This is a genomic window from Bifidobacterium apousia, from assembly GCF_007559275.1.
GTDB classification, from domain to species: domain Bacteria; phylum Actinomycetota; class Actinomycetes; order Actinomycetales; family Bifidobacteriaceae; genus Bombiscardovia; species Bombiscardovia apousia.
Map to the genome: position 1 here is coordinate 203,272 of NZ_VMHK01000003.1, position 21,293 is coordinate 224,564.

9 protein-coding genes and 1 pseudogene are annotated in these 21,293 nt (G+C 59.3%); 4 read left to right on the forward strand and 6 right to left on the reverse strand.

Annotated features, from left to right (window positions below; all coding sequences use genetic code 11):
- Window positions 1-2: 2 nt before the first annotated feature.
- Window positions 3-1,010 carry a bile acid:sodium symporter family protein gene (locus FPK30_RS05885; RefSeq protein ID WP_024627315.1) on the reverse strand — a complete coding sequence of 336 codons (1,008 nt, stop codon included), beginning with the start codon at window positions 1,008-1,010 and terminating at the stop codon, window positions 3-5.
- A 372-nt stretch (window positions 1,011-1,382) separates the two neighbouring features.
- On the opposite strand from FPK30_RS05885, the gene FPK30_RS05890 reads away from it, so the two are divergent.
- Complete coding sequence (locus tag FPK30_RS05890; RefSeq protein ID WP_144085714.1) at window positions 1,383-3,749, forward strand: KAP family P-loop NTPase fold protein; 2,367 nt, start codon at window positions 1,383-1,385, stop codon at window positions 3,747-3,749.
- Between the two features lie 277 nt (window positions 3,750-4,026).
- Here the strand turns inward: FPK30_RS05890 and FPK30_RS05895 are convergent, their stop codons facing one another.
- The 5 genes from FPK30_RS05895 to FPK30_RS05915 are packed head-to-tail and all read right to left on the reverse strand — an operon-like array spanning window position 4,027 to window position 9,009.
- A complete protein-coding gene (locus FPK30_RS05895) occupies window positions 4,027-4,815 on the reverse strand; it encodes a L,D-transpeptidase (protein ID WP_198199083.1) in 789 nt (262 codons plus the stop codon).
- A 54-nt stretch (window positions 4,816-4,869) separates the two neighbouring features.
- Window positions 4,870-5,670: an alpha/beta fold hydrolase gene (locus FPK30_RS05900; RefSeq protein ID WP_144085715.1), complete on the reverse strand. Its 801-nt coding sequence runs from the start codon at window positions 5,668-5,670 to the stop codon at window positions 4,870-4,872.
- Window positions 5,667-6,773 (reverse strand): redox-regulated ATPase YchF, encoded by a 1,107-nt coding sequence (ychF, locus tag FPK30_RS05905; RefSeq protein WP_144085716.1) that lies wholly within the window; start codon window positions 6,771-6,773, stop codon window positions 5,667-5,669. The genes FPK30_RS05900 and ychF overlap by 4 nt, the downstream gene beginning before the upstream one ends.
- A gap of 42 nt (window positions 6,774-6,815) precedes the next feature.
- Window positions 6,816-7,619 carry a pyrroline-5-carboxylate reductase gene (gene proC / locus FPK30_RS05910; RefSeq protein WP_144085717.1) on the reverse strand — a complete coding sequence of 268 codons (804 nt, stop codon included), beginning with the start codon at window positions 7,617-7,619 and terminating at the stop codon, window positions 6,816-6,818.
- 10 nt (window positions 7,620-7,629) lie between these two features.
- Window positions 7,630-9,009: an alpha/beta fold hydrolase gene (locus FPK30_RS05915; RefSeq protein WP_144085718.1), complete on the reverse strand. Its 1,380-nt coding sequence runs from the start codon at window positions 9,007-9,009 to the stop codon at window positions 7,630-7,632.
- A gap of 253 nt (window positions 9,010-9,262) precedes the next feature.
- Between FPK30_RS05915 and FPK30_RS05920 the strand changes: the two are divergent.
- The 3 genes and pseudogenes from FPK30_RS05920 (at window position 9,263) to FPK30_RS05930 (ending at window position 20,642) form a co-directional block, all read left to right on the forward strand.
- Window positions 9,263-12,704, forward strand: a pseudogene (locus FPK30_RS05920) (RCC1 domain-containing protein).
- Between the two features lie 515 nt (window positions 12,705-13,219).
- Entirely contained in the window at window positions 13,220-16,786 is a 3,567-nt protein-coding gene (locus FPK30_RS05925; RefSeq protein WP_144085720.1) for an RCC1 domain-containing protein, read from the forward strand.
- Between the two features lie 505 nt (window positions 16,787-17,291).
- Window positions 17,292-20,642, forward strand: coding sequence for an RCC1 domain-containing protein (locus FPK30_RS05930; RefSeq protein WP_144085721.1), 3,351 nt, complete (start codon window positions 17,292-17,294; stop codon window positions 20,640-20,642).
- Window positions 20,643-21,293 lie beyond the last annotated feature (651 nt).

Sequence of the window (21,293 nt, forward strand, 5' to 3'; positions counted from 1 at the left end):
AATCAGGCGCGAGCCGGTTCAGGACGACCCTGGGCAGAGTCTGCGGCAATCCCCAGCCGGTCGTCATGCCGACGCCACCAGGCGGACAGCACCGAGCCGGAGATATTGTGCCAGACACTGAAGAAGGTGGAGGGGATGGCCACAATCGGGTCGGCGGCGAAGGCCTGCAGGGCCAGGGTCGCCCCCAGTCCGGAATCCTGCATGCCCACCTCGAAGGTGATGGCCTTCTGCTGGGCGTAGCGGAACCCCTTCGGGTAGAGGCGGTACATGAGCCGGCTGAAGAGGAAGCCCAGCCCGTACCCGCACAGGTTGTGAAGCATGACCACCGGCAGGACCAGAGCGGTGGCTGCGGTGAAGAGCTTGGCATGGTTGACGGAGACGACCACGCCGATGATGATCAGTATGGCGATCTGCGAGACTGCCGGCAGGGCCACGGTCACCTTCTGAACCTTCTCCTTGAATATGGCGTGGACGGCCAGGCCCAGGGCGATGGGGATCAGCACCACCTCAAGGGCGGTCAGGAAGAGCTGCTTGGTGGGGATGGCCACATACTGGCTGGCTAGCAGGTTCATCAGCATGGGGATCATGAAGGGCGCGCACAGCGTGGAAAGCAGGCCTATGGACACATCCAGAGCCACGTCTCCTCGCGACAGGTAGGACATGACGTTGGAGGAGGTCCCCGAGGGGCAGCAGCCCACCAGGATGACTCCCACGGCGATCATGCCGTCCAGGCGGAAGATGCGGCAGAGCAGCACGGCCAGCAGGGGCATGATCAGGTAATGGGCTATGGTGCCGACGATGACCATGAGCGGCATCTTGAGGATTCGCTTGAAGTCGTCCAGGCTCAGGGTCAGCCCCATGCCGAAGAGAATAATACTCAGGAAGTAGTTGGTGTAGCTACGGGCCCAAATGCTAATCTGCGGGACAAAGAAGTTGATGGCGGCCCATGCTAGGACCACCAGAATGAACCACTTAGTCAACCAGTCACTGAACCGCTGCACCTTTTGCATGATTCCTGACCACTTCCTCTCGATAGTTCTCTCTGTGGTAGAGCAAAGTTAGGAAACCCAAGGCCGATACGCAGGTGAATGGCCACATTTTGGACCTAACTATTCCGGATGCCAAATGTCAATATTGTCAATACTGTTCGCGACTTTTCAATATTTGAAATATGCACAGCAAAACTCGAAGCGAAGAAAACATTAACGGTTAAGCCTAGACTCGCACACCAGTCCGAACACAGATAAATCGATCCATGAGGAATTCACGTAGGCAAATTAGTTTTCATATTTAAATCAACATAGATTGAAACAATACCACAATAACATTACTCGATTTAAAAACTTTATTGAGTAACCGTTTTTGAATTGTATCATTGTAGCATGAGAGAGAATTCAGTGCAGTATTCTTCGTGGCTTTTCGATGAACCGATTACAGACAAGTCCGAGGATGAATATCAACGAGCAGAATATACACAAAACCTCGCAGATGCCCTCCTTAATAACACGGACTCACATGGACTCATTATTGGTATTCATGGGCCATGGGGATCAGGAAAAACGTCGTTGAAAAATTTGCTTATCAACGCTCTAAAAGCATCTGAAAACGTAAACGGATGCCATATTATTAAATTCGAACCTTGGATGTACTCTGGCAGCGGTCAGGTAGTTTCTCTTCTATTCAAGCAAATAGCACAAACCTTGTCAGGGAAAACCAATTTCTTATATCGAGCAGTTTTACGATTGGCAACGATATCTGATTTTTGGAATCCCTTAATATCTACACTATTTAAAGCGTTTTCACCAGCCTATTCTTATTCCATTAATTTAATTGCGTCATTCTTTAATAATATCGGTAATTATTTGGCCCCCGACAGCAAGGATCTAAAAGTGCTTGCTGAACAACGCAGAAAACTCAAGAGGAAACTTAATGCAACTAAAACTAGAATTATTGTATTTATTGATGACCTAGATCGTTTAACAGACAGTGAAATAGCCGCTATGCTCCGGGCTGTTAAGGCTGTGGGTGATCTTCCTTATGTGACCTATGTACTCCTATACGATAGATATGTTGTCGCCAAATCTTTAGACAAAACATGCCATAACAAGGGTGATGAGTACCTGGAAAAGATAATTCAGGTCCCTATTGGCTTACCAGAACCGCCCAAAGAGGTCGTAGAAAGAATGCTCACGTCGGAGATACACAGAATCATGCAATCAGACAGACGGGAGACTACGGCCCTGAAAAGTTTGGATTCAAGTTCAATCTCATTTATAGATATCAACCAAACCTGCATAGCTCCGTATGTTAATAATTTACGCGACGCAATCCGCCTAACAAATGAATTCAAAATACGCTATCAGGTTTTGAAAGACGATGTCGAGCCAGGAGATCTGCTAGGAATTACAAGTCTTGAGATCTTTCGACCCAGCCTTTACAGATGGATCATCGAGCACAAAAACCTTTTATGCAGTCATTACGAACCATCAACATTAACACCCCGCCTTCCCACAGAAACCGCTATTGAACATCTATCAGATAGACTTAAAGAACTATTGGATAACATGGCTTCGGACAACCAAGAAGCAGGCAAACAAGATATGGAAGCCGTCAAAGCTCTATTCCCCTTTGCTAAAGCGTCAACATTGGGCTTCGGTAGTCAGAACAATATTTCTTTATCGTATCTCGACCCGAATGGAGCAGATCGTCATATCTTTAGACCGGAACATTTTGATGCCTATTTTCGCTTATCGATCGAACAATACAGTCTCCATGAAAGTGAATACAAACAATTCCTGCTATATGATGCACTAAGCCCTGCGGATCTGGATAACCACCACTGGAACATCTTCCACAATACCTTATTTGCAGGTAAAGCAGGCAAATACCTTGGTAATAGTCATAATGATCGAGCTGCAAAATTGATTGAATTTTGCTTTGATCTCGAAGAAAAATACAACAATGTAGACCAAGGATACATGACTTTGAAAGTGGTTCTCAAGATTCTGAATGCGGGTGATAAATATCCGGATTACGAGGCTCTATTCGATACTGTTACTCAGCAAATCTTAAATTCGGAATCGCCGCTGTCATTGCTATTATGCGCATACCTTGCAAGTATAATTCGTATTGAGCTTTGGACAGAAAATAGCGACAAGAAAACTGATAAACAAATTGAATATTTGTCATCAAAATTACAGTACATTTCTACGCCAGCTTTTCCTGTTAGAGCTAAGGAGTCAAAAAATAATCTCAACATACTTTGCAGTAAATTCAGAGATCGCCTTAAAATATGGAAGTTTAAGTCCTCAGTAAAGCCACTATCGGGCAAAGTCGTGAGTATTTACGCCAACAGCATTCCAGCTTTATTCAGTAAATATGATGAGCTGTATAAGGCTTTTATTGTTTTCTCGCACGTGGTTGATAAAGCACATTTTGTTATGTTCACACTTGACGCACTTGTACATAAAATTGATGGTGATTATATTATGAATTTCCCGCTTTTACAGCAATTAGTCAGTGCAGATGCATACCAAGTAGCTATTACCAAGCTAATTTACGATGTTTCCTTGAGGAATGATATCAGCATAATCGACATTGGCTCAATAGCTGCATATGGAATTTTACTTAAAAGCGACACGCCAGCAAACTCGGTCTCTGCAAAGAAAGTTGATTTAGTCTTAAAAGAATGGAAAAAACAAATGAAAACCAATTCGGATACAGATCAATTAGAAACTTATTATTTGTAGAATTCACTTACCCGACAGAATGAATCTTGTTTAAGTTGGGCGGGGGGATCTTCAATACTCATGATAAGTATCATAAAGGTAGATTACCAAAAAAGAAGCGAAGGGACCGGAATAATAGTTGAATGATAATTAACAATTCCAATAGCTTGCCTAAAAACAATAGATAATCACCCGAAATCTGAGGAAATCGACACAAGCAGACAGAAGATCTTTACATAAGCTTCCATTGAGTATGCACCAAGCTAGTACAGCTAATCAATGCGCCGAAATGTGTACATTATTTAATAAGAACGGGCGTGCCGGCGGGTACGGACTGCATGATCCATCGAGCGTCGGGCACCGTCAGTCGGATGCAGCCGTGGGAGCCAGGGCGGATGCCCAGCATGTCGGCCTCCTCCTTGATGTAGCCGCCCTTGGAATCGGTGGGGACCGAATGGAAGAGGAAGACCCCGTGGTTCAGAAAGCTGGTGTAGTAGCGGGCGCCCATCCCCTCGCCGGGATTGTAGAAGTGGTCGCCGCGCTCGTTCTGGATGCGGAAGCTGCCCCTGGGCGTGGAGTCATCCATGCCCGTCGAGGCGTACATGGTGTAGAGCAGTTCAGACCCGTCGCGCACATAGACCCGCTGGTCTTGAAGGCTGACCTCCAGGGAGAGGCCAGGGTGGGCCGCAGGATCCGGGTAATCGACCTGCTGGGAAGGCTTGAGCCAATCAACAGGATGAGCGGAAGTAGCAATAGGGTCTGGCTTCTGCTGCTTTGTCTGATTCTTTGTGGCCGATGAGGAGGAGGCAGATTTACTGGGATGATGTGCCTTGGGGAATCGTCTGACCGAAACGGTGGATGTGCTCGAAGCGCCCGCAGCTGTGGTTCGTTCTGCATGGGCTGCATCCACCGGCTGGAACAGGTTGACGATCAGGACTGTCAGCAACAGCGTCAGCAGGGCGCTTGTCACTACCACAGGCGTGCGGCGGACAGGGTCCAGCAGCCAACGGAGCATGGCAAGCGCACGCCGCTTAAGGCGTCTGCTATCCAATCCCCAGACAGCCATGTCCTTCCCCTTCGTCGCCATTGAACGAACCTGTATGCACAGTTCATTGTAATGGCAGACGAAAGCGGGAGAGACTCAGCCTTTCAGCACCTGCCTGGCCCAATCCTCCAGCAGGTCGCAAATCAGGGCGGTCTGCTCGATCTGCACATTGTGGCCGGCCCGGTCAAGCACCGAGTAGGAAGCCCGGGGGAAGCGGCAGGCCAGGTCGAACTGGTCCAGGTAGCCCACACGGTCGTCCTGGCGGCCGCAGACGAAGAGCACAGGGGCTATGAACCCGGACCAGACCTGGTCGAAGTCCATATCCAGCTGGTAGTGCCCCTCCATTCGCGCCACCGTATCGGCATCGGCCGAACGAATGCCGGGCATGATGGTGCGTTGGTAGGCCTCCAGGTGCTCCCGGGACTCCACCACGGCCATCTGCCGGTAGGCATGTCTGGTGAACTCGTCCACGTCGGCCAGGCCTTGATCGTCCCGGACCAGCACCTGACGCGTGGGCAGGCGCCTGTGGGCGGTCACCGGGTCGACCACCGAGGAGAGCAGAGCCATCCCCCGGCAGCGGTCCAGTCGACCGGCGGCGGCATGGCGGCTGAGCAGCCCACCCAGGGAGTTGCCCACCAGGGCGAAGGGGCCGCCGCCGCTGAAAATGTCCACCTGGTCATCCAGCCACCGGGCCAGACCGTCCAGGTCGAGGATGGACGGGTCGGGCGGCGTGCGGCCGAAGCCGGGCTGGTCCAGATAGATCCGTTCGAAGCCGCCCACCCGCTCGAAGACAGGGTCCAGGTCGTCGAAGATGTGGTGGTCCACGCCGGACCCATGCACGAAAATCAGCGGCAGCCCATGGCCACGGCGAATGGCGAACCCTGGCTTGGCGCTCACTTCTTGGAACCGGAGGGAATGCCGGTCTTGAACTCCACGATGTCGCCGTCCTGCATGACGTAGTCCTTGCCCTCAAGGCGCATCTTGCCCTCCTCGCGCACCTTGGCGTAGGACCCGTCGGCGGCCACGAAGTCGTCGTAGGAGACCACCTCGGCCTTGATGAAGCCCTTCTCGAAGTCGGTGTGGATAACGCCGGCGGCCTGGGGGGCGGTCCAGCCCTTGTGAATCTGCCAGGCGCGCACCTCCTTGACCCCGGCGGTCAGGAAGGTCTGCAGGCCGAGGATGTCGAAGCCCACCCGGGCCAGCTGGTCCAGGCCGGACTCCTTGAGCCCGGCATCGGTCAGCATCTCGCGGGCGTCGGCCTCGTCCAACTCGGTCAGTTCGGACTCGAACTGGGCATTCAAGAAAATGGCGGGCGCGGGAGCCACGGAATCAGCCAGATGCTTCTTCATGTCCTCGTTCTGCAGCTCGTCGTCGTCCACGTTGAAGACGTAGATGAAGGGCTTGGCGGTCATCAGATGCAGGTCGTAGAGCTCGTCCTTGTCGATGTCCCCGGCCTGGGCCGCCTGGTCTATGGTCTGGCCCTGGCCAAGAATCTCCTTGGCCTTACGGACGTTGTCCAGGTAGGCGGGCTTAATCTTGCCGCCGCGCTGGTCCTTCTCCAGCTTGGGCAGGGCCTTGTCGATGGTCTGCATGTCGGCCAGGATCAGCTCGGTATTGATGGTGTCGATGTCGTCGGCCGGATCCACCTTGCCGTTGACGTGAACAATGTCGTCGTCATTGAAGGCGCGAACCACCTCGCAGATGGCGTCGGCCTCGCGGATGTTGGCCAGGAATTGGTTGCCCAGCCCCTCCCCCTCCGAGGCCCCCTTGACGATGCCGGCGATGTCCACGAAGGTGACCGTGGCGGGCACGATCTTGTCCGTGTGGACCAGCTTGGCCAGTACGGGCAGCCGGTCGTCGGGCAGGGGCACGATGCCGGTGTTGGGCTCGATGGTGGCGAAGGGATAGTTCTCCGCCAGAACGTTGTTGCGGGTGAGGGCGTTGAAGAGTGTGGACTTGCCAACGTTGGGCAGCCCGACGATTCCTATGGTTAACGACATATGCACCAGTCTATTGCCCGGACTGCCCCGGCGTGGCTCCCCCTAGTCGCCGCGCTCCACCGCATCGATGGCCTCGATGACCGCTCCACGGAAGCCGTGCTTCTCCAGGGAGGCGACCCCCTTGATGGTGGTTCCGCCCGGCGAGCAGACCGCGTCCTTCATGGCCCCGGGGTTGGTGCCGGTGGCCAGGTAGAGGGCTCCGGTCCCCTCCACCATTCGCGCCGCCAGCCGGTAGGCCGCCTGCCTGGGCAGCCCATGCTCCACCCCGGCGTCGGCCAGGGCCTCCATGTACATGGCCGTGTAGGCGGGCGCGCATCCGGCGATGGTCGTGCCCACCGAGACCAGCTCCCGGGGCAGCCGCTCGATCATGGCCACCGGGTCGAAGACCTGGGTGAAGAGCTCCCGCTGCTGATCGGTCAGGGTATCGTCCTCCTGGGTGACCAGAACCCCCTGCCCTACAGAAATGGGGGTGTTGGGGATGGCGCAGATCAGGTGGGTGCCCTCCTCCAGGAGGTCGGCATAGTCCTCAAGGGTCATGCCGCCCACCACCGAGAGGACCATGCGGTCCGGGTCAGCCAGCTCATGACGGATGGGCTCGCAGACCTGGGCCACCTGCTCCGGTTTGACGGCCAGAATCACCAGGTCGGCGGCCGCAGCCACCTCGGTGCCCGAGTGCATGGGCCGCACCCCAAGCTGGGCCGTCCGCTCCACCAGCCGGTCATAATGGGCTGCGCAGGCGACAATCCGGCCGCCGGGCAGCACCCCCGCGTCGACCAGCCCCTGGGCCATGGCCTGGGCCATGTTGCCGTATCCGATGAATCCGAGAGTCAATGAGTCCGTGTTCATGCCCTCAAGTCTAGCCGCGCGTCGGGAAGAGCCCCTCCAGATCGCCGCGCTCCAGGGCCAGCCGGTAGAGGTGGGCGAAGACCCTATCCCCGTGCAGGCCGTCGTGCTCGAACTCGTTGGTCACCCAGGCATGGGCGTGACCCACGCGCGAGAGGGTGTCCAGCTGGAGCTCCGAGGGCACGTAGAGGTCGTCGGCATAGACCGCGGCCTGCAGGGGAACCTGATTGTCGGCCAGACGATCGGGGTCGTACAGGTGGCCCCAGGAGCCCTCCTCCATGAGCAGGCTGACCGCCGGGCCGAAGGGGCGCAGGGCCGACTCCTGCTCAAACATCCAGGGGAAGATCGCCTCCCCGGTGAACATGAGCGGGCGGGCAGCAGTGTCGAATTCAGGACGGGCATCGCGCACCCGCTGCCCAGCCCAGCGCAGGGGTTCGCAGTCCCCATCGGCGTAGATGAACTCCTGCAGGGGCCAGTAGAGCGGTGTAACGGTAGTGGCCGCCCGCACCCCCTCCAGGAAGGCCTGCGAGAGGGTGGCCCGGGAGCTGCTAGCGCCGGTAGCAGGCAGGCTGCCGTCGCCGTCCAGGAAGGCCGTGTCCAACAGCCAGTGGAGACGCTCGAACCCACCGCTCTTGCCCAGGTCGGCGCCCAGGGTCTGCAGCCGCTCCACGCTCAGGGGGTCGCCTCCGGGCAGAACCACATCGCCCTGGGCCAGCCGGTCGGCAATGGCCGCCACACGGTCTTGGTCCCCTGGATAGCGCTGATAGAAGGTCTGGGACCGCTGGGCCATCTTGGTGAAGGTATGGGAATAGAGCTCATAGGCATCAGCAGGGATATGCGGCACACCACCGGTAGTGAAAGCCGCAGCCAGCCCCTGGGGGAAGTTCGACAGGTAGGCCATGGTCAGGAAGCCGCCGAAACTCTGCCCAAGAGTCACCCAGGGACGGCCAGCGAAGATCGTGCGCCGCAGGTGCTCGAAGTCCCGGATGATGGAGTCCGCCAGAAAATGCTTCAGATAGTCGGCCTGGGCCCGGGGCTCGCCCAGGGAGACCATGGTGGAGCCGTCGATGGCACTGGACCGACCCGTACCCCGCTGGTCGGGCAGGACAATGCGGAAGTGACGCAGGGCCTCGGCCATCCACCCGTCGGCAGTGGCGTTCAACGGCCGTGGGGCGCCCGAGCCGGGTCCGCCCTGCAGGTAGACCAGCAGCGGCAGGTCGTCGTGGATGTGCTCGGGGGCGCAGACCACGCGGTAGAAGCAGCGGATGACCGCCTGGTCCGAGTGATCTTCGGCTCGCCAGACGCCAGGTTCACTGCCCGCCCAGTCCAAGGGAACGGGGATGGACCCCTCCCGAACGTAGAGTCCCGGCAGATAGTATCCCTGGTTGGTCATGCGCTGGCTCCTTTCTTTGAGATCAGTCGGGTTCATTGTCTCCGGGCGGTTGGACCTGGCTCGTGTGTTGTTGGCGGGCTGGGTGGTAGGGTGAAAAGCGGGGGATGTCGAGAAGACGACTGGCTTTTGTCCCGGCTCGTGCAATCTGTTGCACGGACTGACATTGAGCAATGAGTGGCTTTCCGACAGGAAGAACTTTATTAGGCAGGCGGTGTTGATTCCGCTTGGTGTTTGGTGAAGGGGTTTTGGTTTCATGCATCTGGTTTCCCGTCTGCGTCGCATCATGGTGATGATGGTCGTCCTGATCAGCCTGCTGGCAGGGCTGGGCGTCGCATCCGCCCAGGCGGACGCTCCCATACTCACCGGGGGGGGGGGGTCGTCAGACCCCTCGCGTTGCTGACGGAACCTCCGGCATTTCCTCCGGCAACGCAACCAGCACACCACTACCATCACCCTCACCGATACAAGCCACCACACCGTTAAACCCCGCATCATCTAAGCCGGGCACCCCGTCATCGCCGACGGGAACACCTAACAGTGCAGACTCCGCTCCGGCTCAATCAGCCGAACAAGCAGACAATCAAACTTCACACACAGTGCGATTCGACCCCGCCGACGGCAGCAAGCCAACACAGTCAACCGTGAAAACCGGCACCCTCGCCACTACCCCGCAACAGAACCCTGTGCGTGATGGCTTCCTATTCGACGGGTGGACATACGATGGCCAGTCTTTTGACTTCCAGACCCCCATCCTCCAGGACACCACCCTGAAAGCCCAGTGGACGAAGGTCACGGACTGGACGCTGAGCCCGAACCACGGGCCCGCCTCCGGCACCCACCTGACCATCAGCCCACCCGACCGACAGGAACCCTACTACACCAGCATCCAAAGCGCAGGAAACCAGATTGTGGGCCTGACCGGCGACGGGCGCATCTACACATGGACACAAGACACCGCACCCAAGCAAGACCTTTCCCCCGCCCAGGCTGCCGACGGATTCCACTACCTGCAGGTTGCAGCCGGCAGCCACCGGCAGGCGGCCCTCGGATCCGACCAGCAGATCTACACCTGGGCCTGGGGGCAAGCGACACCCACAATTCTTGACCCCGGCCGGAGCACCCAATTCACCAGCATCAGCATGAACGATGATCGGCTCCTGGCCGTGGACCGGCAGGGACAGATCCACCACTACCAGGCCAGCCAAGACCCGAAACTCGCGGAGCAGGCCACAACCAGCCTGCCCGGGAAGGCGCAGGCCGTCACAGCCGTCTCCTCCGGCGGCCGGATCCTCGCCCTGGACTCCGACGGGCAAGCCTGGACCCGGGACGCAAGCAACACCGGAAACGCAAAACCCGAACGCCTTACGCAGAATCCGCACACGCGCATCATCCAAGCCCAAGCCCTCAACCAAGGAGCCCTCCTCCTGGACGCGGACGGACAAGCCTGGTACCAGGCCGACAGCACAGCCGATTCTGCAGCCGTCAGCCTGCCGGAAGGCATGAAAGCCAGCAGGATCACCGTCAACAAGAACCAGGCCACGATCGTCGGCGAGGAAGGCCGCATCTGGGCCTGGCAGCCAGGCAGCAAGACCACCCGGGCGGACAACGGAAGCCAGCAGTACATGCAGGCCACCAAAACCGGCAGCAGGATCACCACCATCAACAGGCAGGGCAGCATGTTCACCTGGAGCCTGGACGGGCAGGGCCAGCCCAGCAAGCCAACAAAACTCGAGACCGCTACAGCGCCCATCCTGGAAACAGCCAATCTGGACGGCCAGCCGCTCAAACTCAGCAGAAAGAACAGCTCATGGCAGACTGAGACTCCCGCCCGCAAACCGGGATCAGCCGTCATCACCATCACCGGCAGGCAAGACGGGCAGCCCTTCACCAGGAGCCTGAAGTACATGGTCGACCAGCCGCTGACACGAGGAGCCGAACCAAGATCCACGCTCACGGTCCGCTTCGACACGGGCGGAGGAAAACCTGAACCAGCAGACCAGCAATTCACTACTCCGTATGGGAGGGTGAAGCGCCCCTCCCCCGACCCGGCGCGTGACGGTTTCCTGTTCGACGGGTGGTTCACCGGCGAAGTCGCCTACGATTTCAGCAGGCCCGTCAGCAAGGACCTGACCCTGTCCGCCCACTGGTCGCCCGCAGGCCGGAACAGCACGTGGAGCATCAGCCCTGATAAGGGCAGCCAGCTGGGCAGGGAATCCACCACCATCACCCCGCCTGACAGCGCCAGCCGGGGCATCAGGTTCAGCCAGATCAGCGGATCACAAGAAGGAGGTTCTGGAGGTTCTTTTTCCTTGGCGGTGGGCAGCGACGGCAACGCCTACGCATGGGGAGCCAACAGCAATGGCCAGCTAGGCGACGGGACGACCGGCGGCTATCGGTCTACGCCGGTCATGGTGAAGATGCCTGACCGCAACACGTACCCGGACCTGCCCAAGGATTTCACCTACCTGCAGGTCAGCGCCGGAACCAATCATTCGCTGGCCGTGGGCAGCGACGGGAACGCCTATGCCTGGGGATACAACTACTATGGCCAGCTCGGCGACGGGACGAGCACCACCGACCGGCATGCGCCGGTCAGGGTGAAGACGCCCGACCGCAAGACCTATCCGGACCTGCCCAAGGACTTCACCTACGTGCAGGTCAGCGCCGGAGAGTGGTATTCGCTGGCCATGGGCAGCGACGGGAACGCCTATGCCTGGGGATACAACTACTATGGCCAGCTCGGCAACGGGACGAGCAGCTACAGCCAGGCTACGCCAGTCAGGGTGAAGACGCCCGACCGCAAGACCTATCCGGACCTGCCCAAGGACTTCACCTACGTGCAGGTCAGCGCCGGAGACGATTATTCGCTGGCCTTGGGCAGCGACGGTAACGCCTACGCCTGGGGAAACAACAACAATGGCCAGCTCGGCGACGGGACGACCAGCGCCAGCCAGACTACGCCGGTCAGGGTGAAGACGCCCGACCGCAACACATACCCGGACCTGCCCAAGGACTTCACCTACATGCAGGTCAGCGCCGGATACGATCATTCCCTGGCCGTTGGCAGCGACGGATACGCCTACGCCTGGGGATGGAACTACTATGGCCAGCTCGGCAACAACACCAGCAGCGGCTATTCGTTTGTTCCTGTGCGCGTGCGCAACCCTGCCAACCCCACAGACACGAGCAAAGGACTGCAAGCCACACAGGTCAGCGGCGGATACGATCATTCCCTGGCCGTGGGCAGCAACGGGAACGCCTACGCATGGGGATGGAACAGCTATGGCCAGCTCGGCAACGACAGCATCCCCACAGGGCAATACAACAGCAATTCCCAGAGTCCTGTTCCTGTGCCGGTGTCGTTCAACCTGCAGCTGGTGATCACCGGCGTCAGATTCGACCAGACCTCCGTATCAGGCCTGACGCGCGGCGATGGTAGCAGCGTGACCGTGTTCACGCCTGCACACCAGCCGGGCATGGTCACGGTCAGCGTGGACTATACGCTGGGCGGTGCACCCCAAACGCCGGACACCTCCCTCAGGTACACGTACCTGCCCGCAGGCGTGCTCCCCCAGGCCGGAGGGGAAGGCATCCTGCTGGCCCTGGCCACCGGCATGACCGGCATGGGCGGGGTCCTCGCCTCACGCCGCCACCGAAGGGAACAACACCAACTGTCACACGCTTCGCTCGAGTAAGAGCGGCCGGGCGGCGTATCAATCCCCCCGCCCCCGGCCCATTTAGGGGAGCAGGGAGGAAATGTGCCAATCAAGGCTCACACCCCAAGAGAGCCGACACTTCCCTCCCGCGCCCCCACCACACTTCTGCAGGCGGAAGCCGAGGGCAGGCATGCACGCCCCCGTCCCCGCCCGGGAGAGGAGGAAACACAGCCAAGCCGGCCAAGAGGCTTAACAGCCACCAGCCAGCCTGGCCGCTGTTTATCTCCCTATCTCAAATAATTACTATAAGCAACTGCTCTTCCTCAACCGCCTGGACGGGATTTGGCCGATGCCTGCATGTTGCAATGGTATGATTTTTGTGGGGATGTTGAGGGGTCTTTCGTCTTCTGACTGCATCAGCGCATTTGGCGCCGGATCGGCTTTGAACGTTCGAGAGACTCTTCTGAAAGTAAGACGTAGCAGTGGTGTTGGCCGGCCGTTGGGGAAGAACAGATGGCAGGTAAGCCTGTTGTTGGGGAAGAGGTTTGTAAGTCATGCGTATAGGCTCCCGATTGCGTTCACTGACGTTCGTGATTATTCTTCTGCTGCTCCTGTCAGGCTTGGGCATGGTCGAAGCCGAAGCTGAAACCGACGCTGGTACTGAATCTATGTTTATCGGGGGGGGGGGGGGTCGTCAGACCCCTCGCGTAGCTAAGCAAACCCCCGCCACTCTTCCCAGCAGCACAACCGGCACGCCACTTCCCTCGCCCTCGCCTCTGACAACTGCCTCGCCCCTGAGCCCCACGACACCAAGCCCAGACACCCCGTCATCGTCCACAGACAGTCCAGGCAGTGCAGACTCCGCTTCAACCAGGCCATCCCGGCAGACGGATGATCAGGCCGCACACACGGTGCGCTTCGACCCAGCCGACGGGAGCAAACCCACCCAAGCGACCGTGAAAACCGGCACCCTCGCCGCTCCCCCGGAAAAGAACCCGCAACGTGAGGGCTCCCGGTTCGACGGGTGGACGCTTGATGACCAGCCATTCGATTTTCAGACCCCTATCCTGCAAGACACGACGCTGACCGCCCGTTGGACCAAGGCCACGGACTGGACGCTGAGCCCGAACCACGGGCCCTCCTCCGGCGCCCGCCCGACCATCAGCCCGCCCGACAAGCAGGAACCCTCTTACACGAGCATCCACACGGCAGACAGCCAGTTTATCGGCCTGACCGGCGACGGCAACATCTACATTTGGGCACAAGACGGCACATCAAAACAGATTGCTCCCCCTGCCCAAGCTTCCGAAGGGTTCTACTACCTGCAAGCCGCAGCCGGCAGCCAATGGCAGGCGGCCCTCGGATCCGACCAACACATCTACACCTGGACCAGCCAACAGCCCACGCCCACCATCCTCGATACTGATGGGAACATCAGGTTCACCAGCATCAGCACAAGCGACGACCGGTTGCTGGCCGTGGACCAACAGGGGCGTGTCCACAATTTCCAGGCCAGCCAGGCCGACAGCCGGAACATGAAACCCACTGAGCAATCCACGATCAGCCTGTCCGGGCAAGCTCAGGCGATACTCGCCGTCGCCTCCCCCAGCCGGACACTCATCGTGGACGCGGACGGGCAGGCATGGTCATGGAAGCCAGGCCAGGCAGGAAACACGAAGCCGTCACCCATCATGCAGGATCAGGGTGTGCGCATCATCCAGACTGCAGCCCTCAGCCAGGGGCTGCTCCTGCTGGACGCTGACGGGCATACCCGGTACCTGGCCGACAGCACGACCAGCGCCAAAGCCGTCAACCTGCCAGACAGCAAGAAAGCCAGCCGGATCAGCGCCAGCAATGACCAAGCCATCATCACAGACAAGGACGGGCACCTCTGGTTCTGGAAGCCAGGCGAGACCCACGCACGTGCGGACAACGGTAAGCAGCACTACATGCAAGCAGTCCGCATCGGCAACGAAATCGCCGCCCTAGACAGGCGGGGCAGCCTATGCCAGTGGAGCATCGATGCCCAAGGCCTGCCTAGCAAGCCGACTAAAATCGACTCCACCACGGCGCCCACCCTAGAATCAGCCAGCCTGGACGGCCAAGCCTTGACGCTCAGCAAAACCGGCGACACCTGGCAGGCAGATGTCCCCGCCCGCAATCCCGGACCGGCCGTCATCACCATCACCGGCATGCAGGGCGATAAGCCCTTCACCAGGAGCCTTGACTACACGGTCGACCAGACCCTGACCAGGGCCGTCCAGTCTGGCTCCACCTACAAGGTCAGCTTCAACACAGCAGGTGGAAGCCAGGCACCCCAACCCCAGCAGGTCACCTATCCATTCGGAAGGGTGCAGCGCCCCTACCCCGATCCGACCCGCAGCGGCTACCAGTTCGACGGATGGTTCATCGGCAACGCCGCCTACGACTTCAGCAAGCCCATCACCGACAACCTCACCCTCACCGCCCACTGGACCTACAAAGACCCCAACAACACCTGGAGAATCAACCCTGACACAGGCAGCCAACTCGGCCACGAAACCACCACCATCACCCCGCCAACCAGCCAGGGGATCAGATTCAACCAAACCAGCAGCTCAAGGGACGCCTTTGGTGATTTCGCCCTGGCTGTAGGCAGCGACGGGAACGCCTACGCTTGGGGAAACAACACGATTGGTCAGCTCGGAGATGGGACAAACACCAATCGGACCAAGCCGGTCAAGGTGAAAAAGCCTACAGGTGTGCCTGCCAGTTTCACCTACGTGCAGGTCAACGCCGGAAACTCGCATTCACTGGCAGTGGGCAGCGACGGATACGTATACGCCTGGGGAAACAACAGCCACGGGGAACTCGGCAACGGCAGCAGCGGCGGCTCCTCTAACATTCCCGTGCGCGTAATGGACCCCAACAATGCCGGAAAGGGGCTGACAGCCCTGCAGGTCAGCGGAGGAGGCGAGCATTCGCTGGCAATCGACGCGAACGGCAAAACCTGGTCATGGGGAATCAACTACTACGGCCAGCTCGGCAGAAGCGCCAACATCAACACATACGCCCCCAATCCCATTCCCCGGCAAGTGCAGTACCCCAGTGCCGCAGGCACACTACAGATCATGCAAGTCAGTGCCGGAACATGGCACTCGCTGGCGGTCGACACCAATGGAAGAATCTGGACATGGGGATGGAATCAGTATGGACAGCTCGGCAACAGCACCAACAGCGGGCAGACCTCTCCGAACCCCACTCCCATGCAAGTGGATTATCCCTACAGTGCGGGCGCAGTAGAGGCCATACAGGTCAGCGCCGGAGACGAGCATTCGCTGGCGGTCGATTCGAGGGGGAACGTATGGGCATGGGGATTGAACCAGGTAGGACAGCTCGGCAACAGCACCAACACAGGGTCGACTACCGCAAATCCGGTTCCCTTGCAGGTGCAGTACCCCAAGAGCGCGGGCACAGGACTGAAAACTGTGCAGGTCAGCGCTGGAGGCGGCCATTCGATGGCGGTCGATTCAAAGGGGAACGCCTGGGCTTGGGGACTCAACAGCCCCGGTGTGCTGGGCGACAACACCACGACTGATCGGCATTCCCCCATTCAAGTGGTCGATTCTGCCAAGTCCACGAATTCGGCCGGACCCTGGCTGCACGCCGTGCAGGTGAACGCCGCATTTTACCATTCGCTGGCAATCGACTCGGACGGGATCGCCCGAGCATGGGGAAACAACAACACTGGTCAGCTTGGCAATCCTGACGCAGGAAGTCAGAGTCTATTCCCCGTGCCGGTGGCGTTCAACCTACAGCCTGTGATTACCGGGGCCATATTCGACACCAGCCCCGGCACGAACCTGAATCCTGTAAGCAACAGCAACAGCGTCACCGTGCTCACACCCCCGCACCAGCCGGGCCCGGTCACAGTCAGCGTCGACTACACGCTGGGTGGCAAGGCTCAAAGTCCCGTCACCTCACTCAGTTACACGTACACGCCTACAGGCGTGCTGCCCAGGGCTGGTGGGGAAGGCGTCATACTCTCCCTGGCCGCCAGCATGACCAGCATGGGCGCAGTGCTGGCCTCACGCCGACACCGGAGAGAAACGCAACGGTTCCTACATACTTCACACGAGTAAGAAGGCCGGTAGATGGGTCAACCCCCGTCCACCCGCCTCAACAAGGGCGCATGGAGGAAAGTGTCATACAAGGCTCTATCCCCAAGGAGCCGACACTCCTCCCGCGCCCCCACCACACTTCTATCGACGATAATACGGGCGAGCTGCTCTCGTTCCCGCCTGAGACAGATGTTGACGTGGCCAGTCTCACTAAGGTCACATGACTCCAAACCAGCTCAGCTCACATCCTTGCCTCACGGCTTGGCATAATTGCTTTGAACAACAGCATTCCACCAACTGAGGATGATTATTGTCACGGGACTGCTGAACTAGCTTATGTGTATTGTTTGCTGGATGGGTGGTATGGTGAAAAACAGGGGTAACGGAAAGACGGCTGGCTTCCGCCATGGTTCCTGCGATCCGGTACAGATTCGGCGTTGAAAGACAGGGCAGCTTTCCGGCAAAGACGACATTTATCAGCGAGCTGTTGGCTTCGCTTGGTGTTTGGTGAAGGGGTTTACAAGTCATGCACCTGGTTTCCCAACTGCGTCGCATCATGGCGATGATGATCATCCTGCTGGGCCTGCTGGCAGGCCTGGGCGTCGCATCCGCCCAGTCGGACGCTCCCATCCCCTCCGGGGCAGGGGGTCTTCAGACCCCTCGCGTAGCTGACGGAGCCTCCGCCACGCGCCCCAGCAACGCAACAGACACGCCGCTTTCCTCGCCATCACCCATACAAGCCACCACGCCACTAAGCCCCACGCCAGGCGCCCAGCCATCGACGACGGGCACGCCGGACAGCACAGACCCCGCTCCGGCCAAATCGGCCGACAAGACAGAGGATCAGGCTTCGCATACGGTGCGCTTCGACCCGGCCGACGGCAGCAAGCCAACACAGGAGACCGTCAAAACCGGCACCCTCGCCACTCCCCCGCAACAGAACCCCCAACGTGAAAGCTTCCGATTCGACGGATGGACGCTTGACGGCCGGCCCTTTGACTTCCGGACCCCCGTCCTCCAGGACATGACCTTGAAAGCGCAATGGACAAAAACCACGGACTGGACGCTGAACCCGGACCACGGGCCCGCCACCGGAACCGTCCTGACCATCAGCCCGCCCGACAGGCAGGAACCTCAATTCGCCAGCATCCACACTGCAGGAGAGCAGACTCTCGGCCTGACCGGGGACGGCCGCATCCACACATGGACGCAGGACGGCACACCCAGGCAGGTTCCCTCACCCGCCCAGGCTCCCGACGGGTTCCGCTACCTGCAGGCCGCAGCCGGCAGCCGCCGGCAGGCGGCCCTCGGATCCGACCAGCGGATCTACACCTGGAACAGCCAACAACCCACGCCCACGATCCTCGACACCGGCCAGGATGCCGGGTTCACCAGCATCAGCATCACCGATAATCGGCTCCTGGCAGTGGACCGGCAGGGACAAATCCGCGCCTATCAGGCCAGGGATGCCGACAGCCAGGACCCGAACCCGAAACTCATACAGCAGGCCACAACCAGCCTGCCCGGGAAAGCGCAGGCCGTGACCGCCGTCGCCTCCGGCAGACGGATCCTCATCGTGGACGCGGACGGGCATGCCTGGACGTGGGACACGAGCAGCACCGGCAATATCAAGCCCGCACGCGTCAAGCAGAAGCCGGGCACGCGCACCGTCCAAGCCCAAGCCCTCAACCAAGGGTTCCTCCTGAATGAGAACGGGCAGGCCTGGTACCTGGCCGAAGGCGAGAACACCCCCACAGCCGCCGGCCTGCCCGACGGCACGCAGATCAGCAGAATCAACGGCAGCGGCGACCAGGCCACGATCATCGACAAGGACGGCCACGTATGGGCCTGGAAGCCCGGCGAAACGCCCACCCGCGCGGACGACGGAAGCCAGCAGTACATGCAGGCCACCGCTGCCGGCGGCAGGATCACCGCCATCAACAGGCAGGGCGGCTTGTTCGCGTGGAATCCGGACACCCAAAGCAATCAAGGCAAGCCAACCAAAGTCGACACCACCCAGGCGCCCACCCTGGAATCAGCCAGCATGGACAGCCAGGCATTGACGCTCAGCAGGAACAACGACTCGTGGCAGACTGACATGCCCGCCCGCAAGCCCGGGCAAGCCGCCATCCTCATCGCTGGCAGCCAGGACGGCCAGCCCTTCACCAGAAGCCTGAAGTACACGGTCGACCAGCTTCTGACCAGAGACGACCAGCAGGGCACGACCCACACCATCACTTTCAATGCGGCCGGTGGAAGCCCCGAACCAGCAGACCAGAGTTTCTCCACCCCGAACGACAGGGTGAAGCGGCCCTTCCCCAACCCCACGCGTAAAGGCTACCTGTTCGACGGATGGTTCATCGGGCAGGTCGCCTACGATTTCAGCAAGCCCGTCACCACAGACCTAACCCTGACCGCCAAGTGGACGACGGAAAACCGGAACACCACGTGGAAAATCAGCCCCGACAAGGGCAGTCAGGCGGGCCAAGAATACACCACCATCACCCCGCCAGACAGCACCAGCGGCTTCAGATTCAGCCAGGTCAGCGCATCAAAGAACTCCGAGTCTATTCCTCTAGGTTTTTCCTTGGCTATGGGCAGCGATGGGAACGCATACGCCTGGGGAAGCAACAAGAATGGCCGGCTCGGCGACGGGACAACCACTCAAAGGACTGCACCGGTCAAGGTGAGCAAGCCTGCAAACACACCTCCGGATTTCAACTACGTGCAGTTCAGCGCAGGAGGCGATCATTCGCTGGCTGTAGGCAGCGACGGAAACGCTTACGCCTGGGGAGACAACACCTATGGCCGGCTCGGCGACGGGACGGAAACCGACCGGCATACGCCGATCAAGGTGGACAAGCCTGCAAACACGCCTCCGGATTTCACCTACGTGCAGGTCAGCAGCGGACGATATCATTCGCTGGCCTTGGGCAGCGACGGAAACGCCTACGCCTGGGGACACAACCCCTATGGCGAGCTCGGCGACGGGACGGAAACCGACCGGCATACGCCGATCAAGGTGGACAAGCCTGCAAACACGCCTCCGGATTTCACCTTCGTGCAGATCAGCGGCGGATGGCAGCAGTCGCTGGCCTTGGGCAGCGACGGAAACGCCTACGGTTGGGGATTCAACAGCTATGGCGAGCTGGGCGACGGGACGACCACTGAAAGGACCAGGCCGGTCAAGGTGAGCAAGCCTGCAAACACGCCTCCGGATTTCACCTACGTGCAGATCAGCGAAGGATGCGATCATTCGCTGGCCGTGGGCAGCGACGGGAACGCCTACGCCTGGGGGTACAACGAGTATGGCGAGCTCGGCAACAACACCACCAGCGGCACTAACGCGAACCTTGTTCCTGCGCGCGTGCACGATCCAAACAGCCCCGCCGATGAGAGCAAAGGACTAAAAGCCGTACAAATCAGCGGCGGATGGGACCATTCGCTGGCCGTGGGCAGCGATGGAAACGCCTACGGCTGGGGAAGAAACAGCTATGGTCAGCTCAGCGATGGGACCACATACCTCAGGTCGGCTCCTACGTTGGTGGTGTTCAATCTGGTACCGGTGATCACCGACGTCGTATTCGACACAAGGTCCTCGCCGAACCTGACGCGCGGCGATAAAGGCAGCGTGACCGTGCTCACGCCTGCACACGTGCCGGGAACGGTCACAGTCAGAGTAATCTGCAAGCTCGGCGTCTTATCCCCAAGCACCTACCTCAGATACACGTATACGCCCCTGGGTGCACTCCCCCAGGCAGGCGGGGAAGGAATCCTGCTCGCCCTGGCCACCGGCATGACCGGTATGGGCGGGGTCCTGGCATCCCGCCGCCATCGGAGGGAAACACGCCAACTGTCACAAGCTTCGCACGAGTAAGAGAGAGGCCGGGGGCGGTGTATCAATCCCCCCGCCCCGGGCCTACACAGGGGGAAAGGACAGGGAGGAACGTGTCCATCAAGGCTTAAACCTCAAGAGAGCCGACACCCCCTCCCGCGCCCCCAACACACTTTTATCTGCTGGAGTTCAGGGCAGGCTGCACACCCACATTCAGAAAAAGGAGAGAAACAAAGAAACACAGACAGGCCGACATATGAAGCTTACAGCACTCAGTCAGGCAAGTCGCCGTTCATTCCCTACAACCTCATAATTTCGTAAACAATCGCTTTTCCCCAATTGCCGCGCTCATTGTCGTCGGGCGATTGGTTCTGGCTTGTGTGTTGTCTGCGGACTGGGTGGTAAGGTGAAAAGCGGGGGACGTCGAGAAGACTACTGGCTTATGCCACGGTTCCTGCAATCCGATGCAGGGTTGGCGGTGGCAAGCAGCATGGCTTTCCGGCAGCAGAACTTTATTAGGCAGGCGGTGTTGATACCGCTTGGTGTTGGTGAAGGGGTTTACAAGTTATGCATGTGGTTTCCCAACTGCGTCGCACGTTGGCTATGACGACCGTCCTGATCAGCCTGCTGGCAGGCCTGGGCGTCGCATCCGCCCAGGCGGACGCTCCCATACTCACCGGGGGGGGGGGGTCG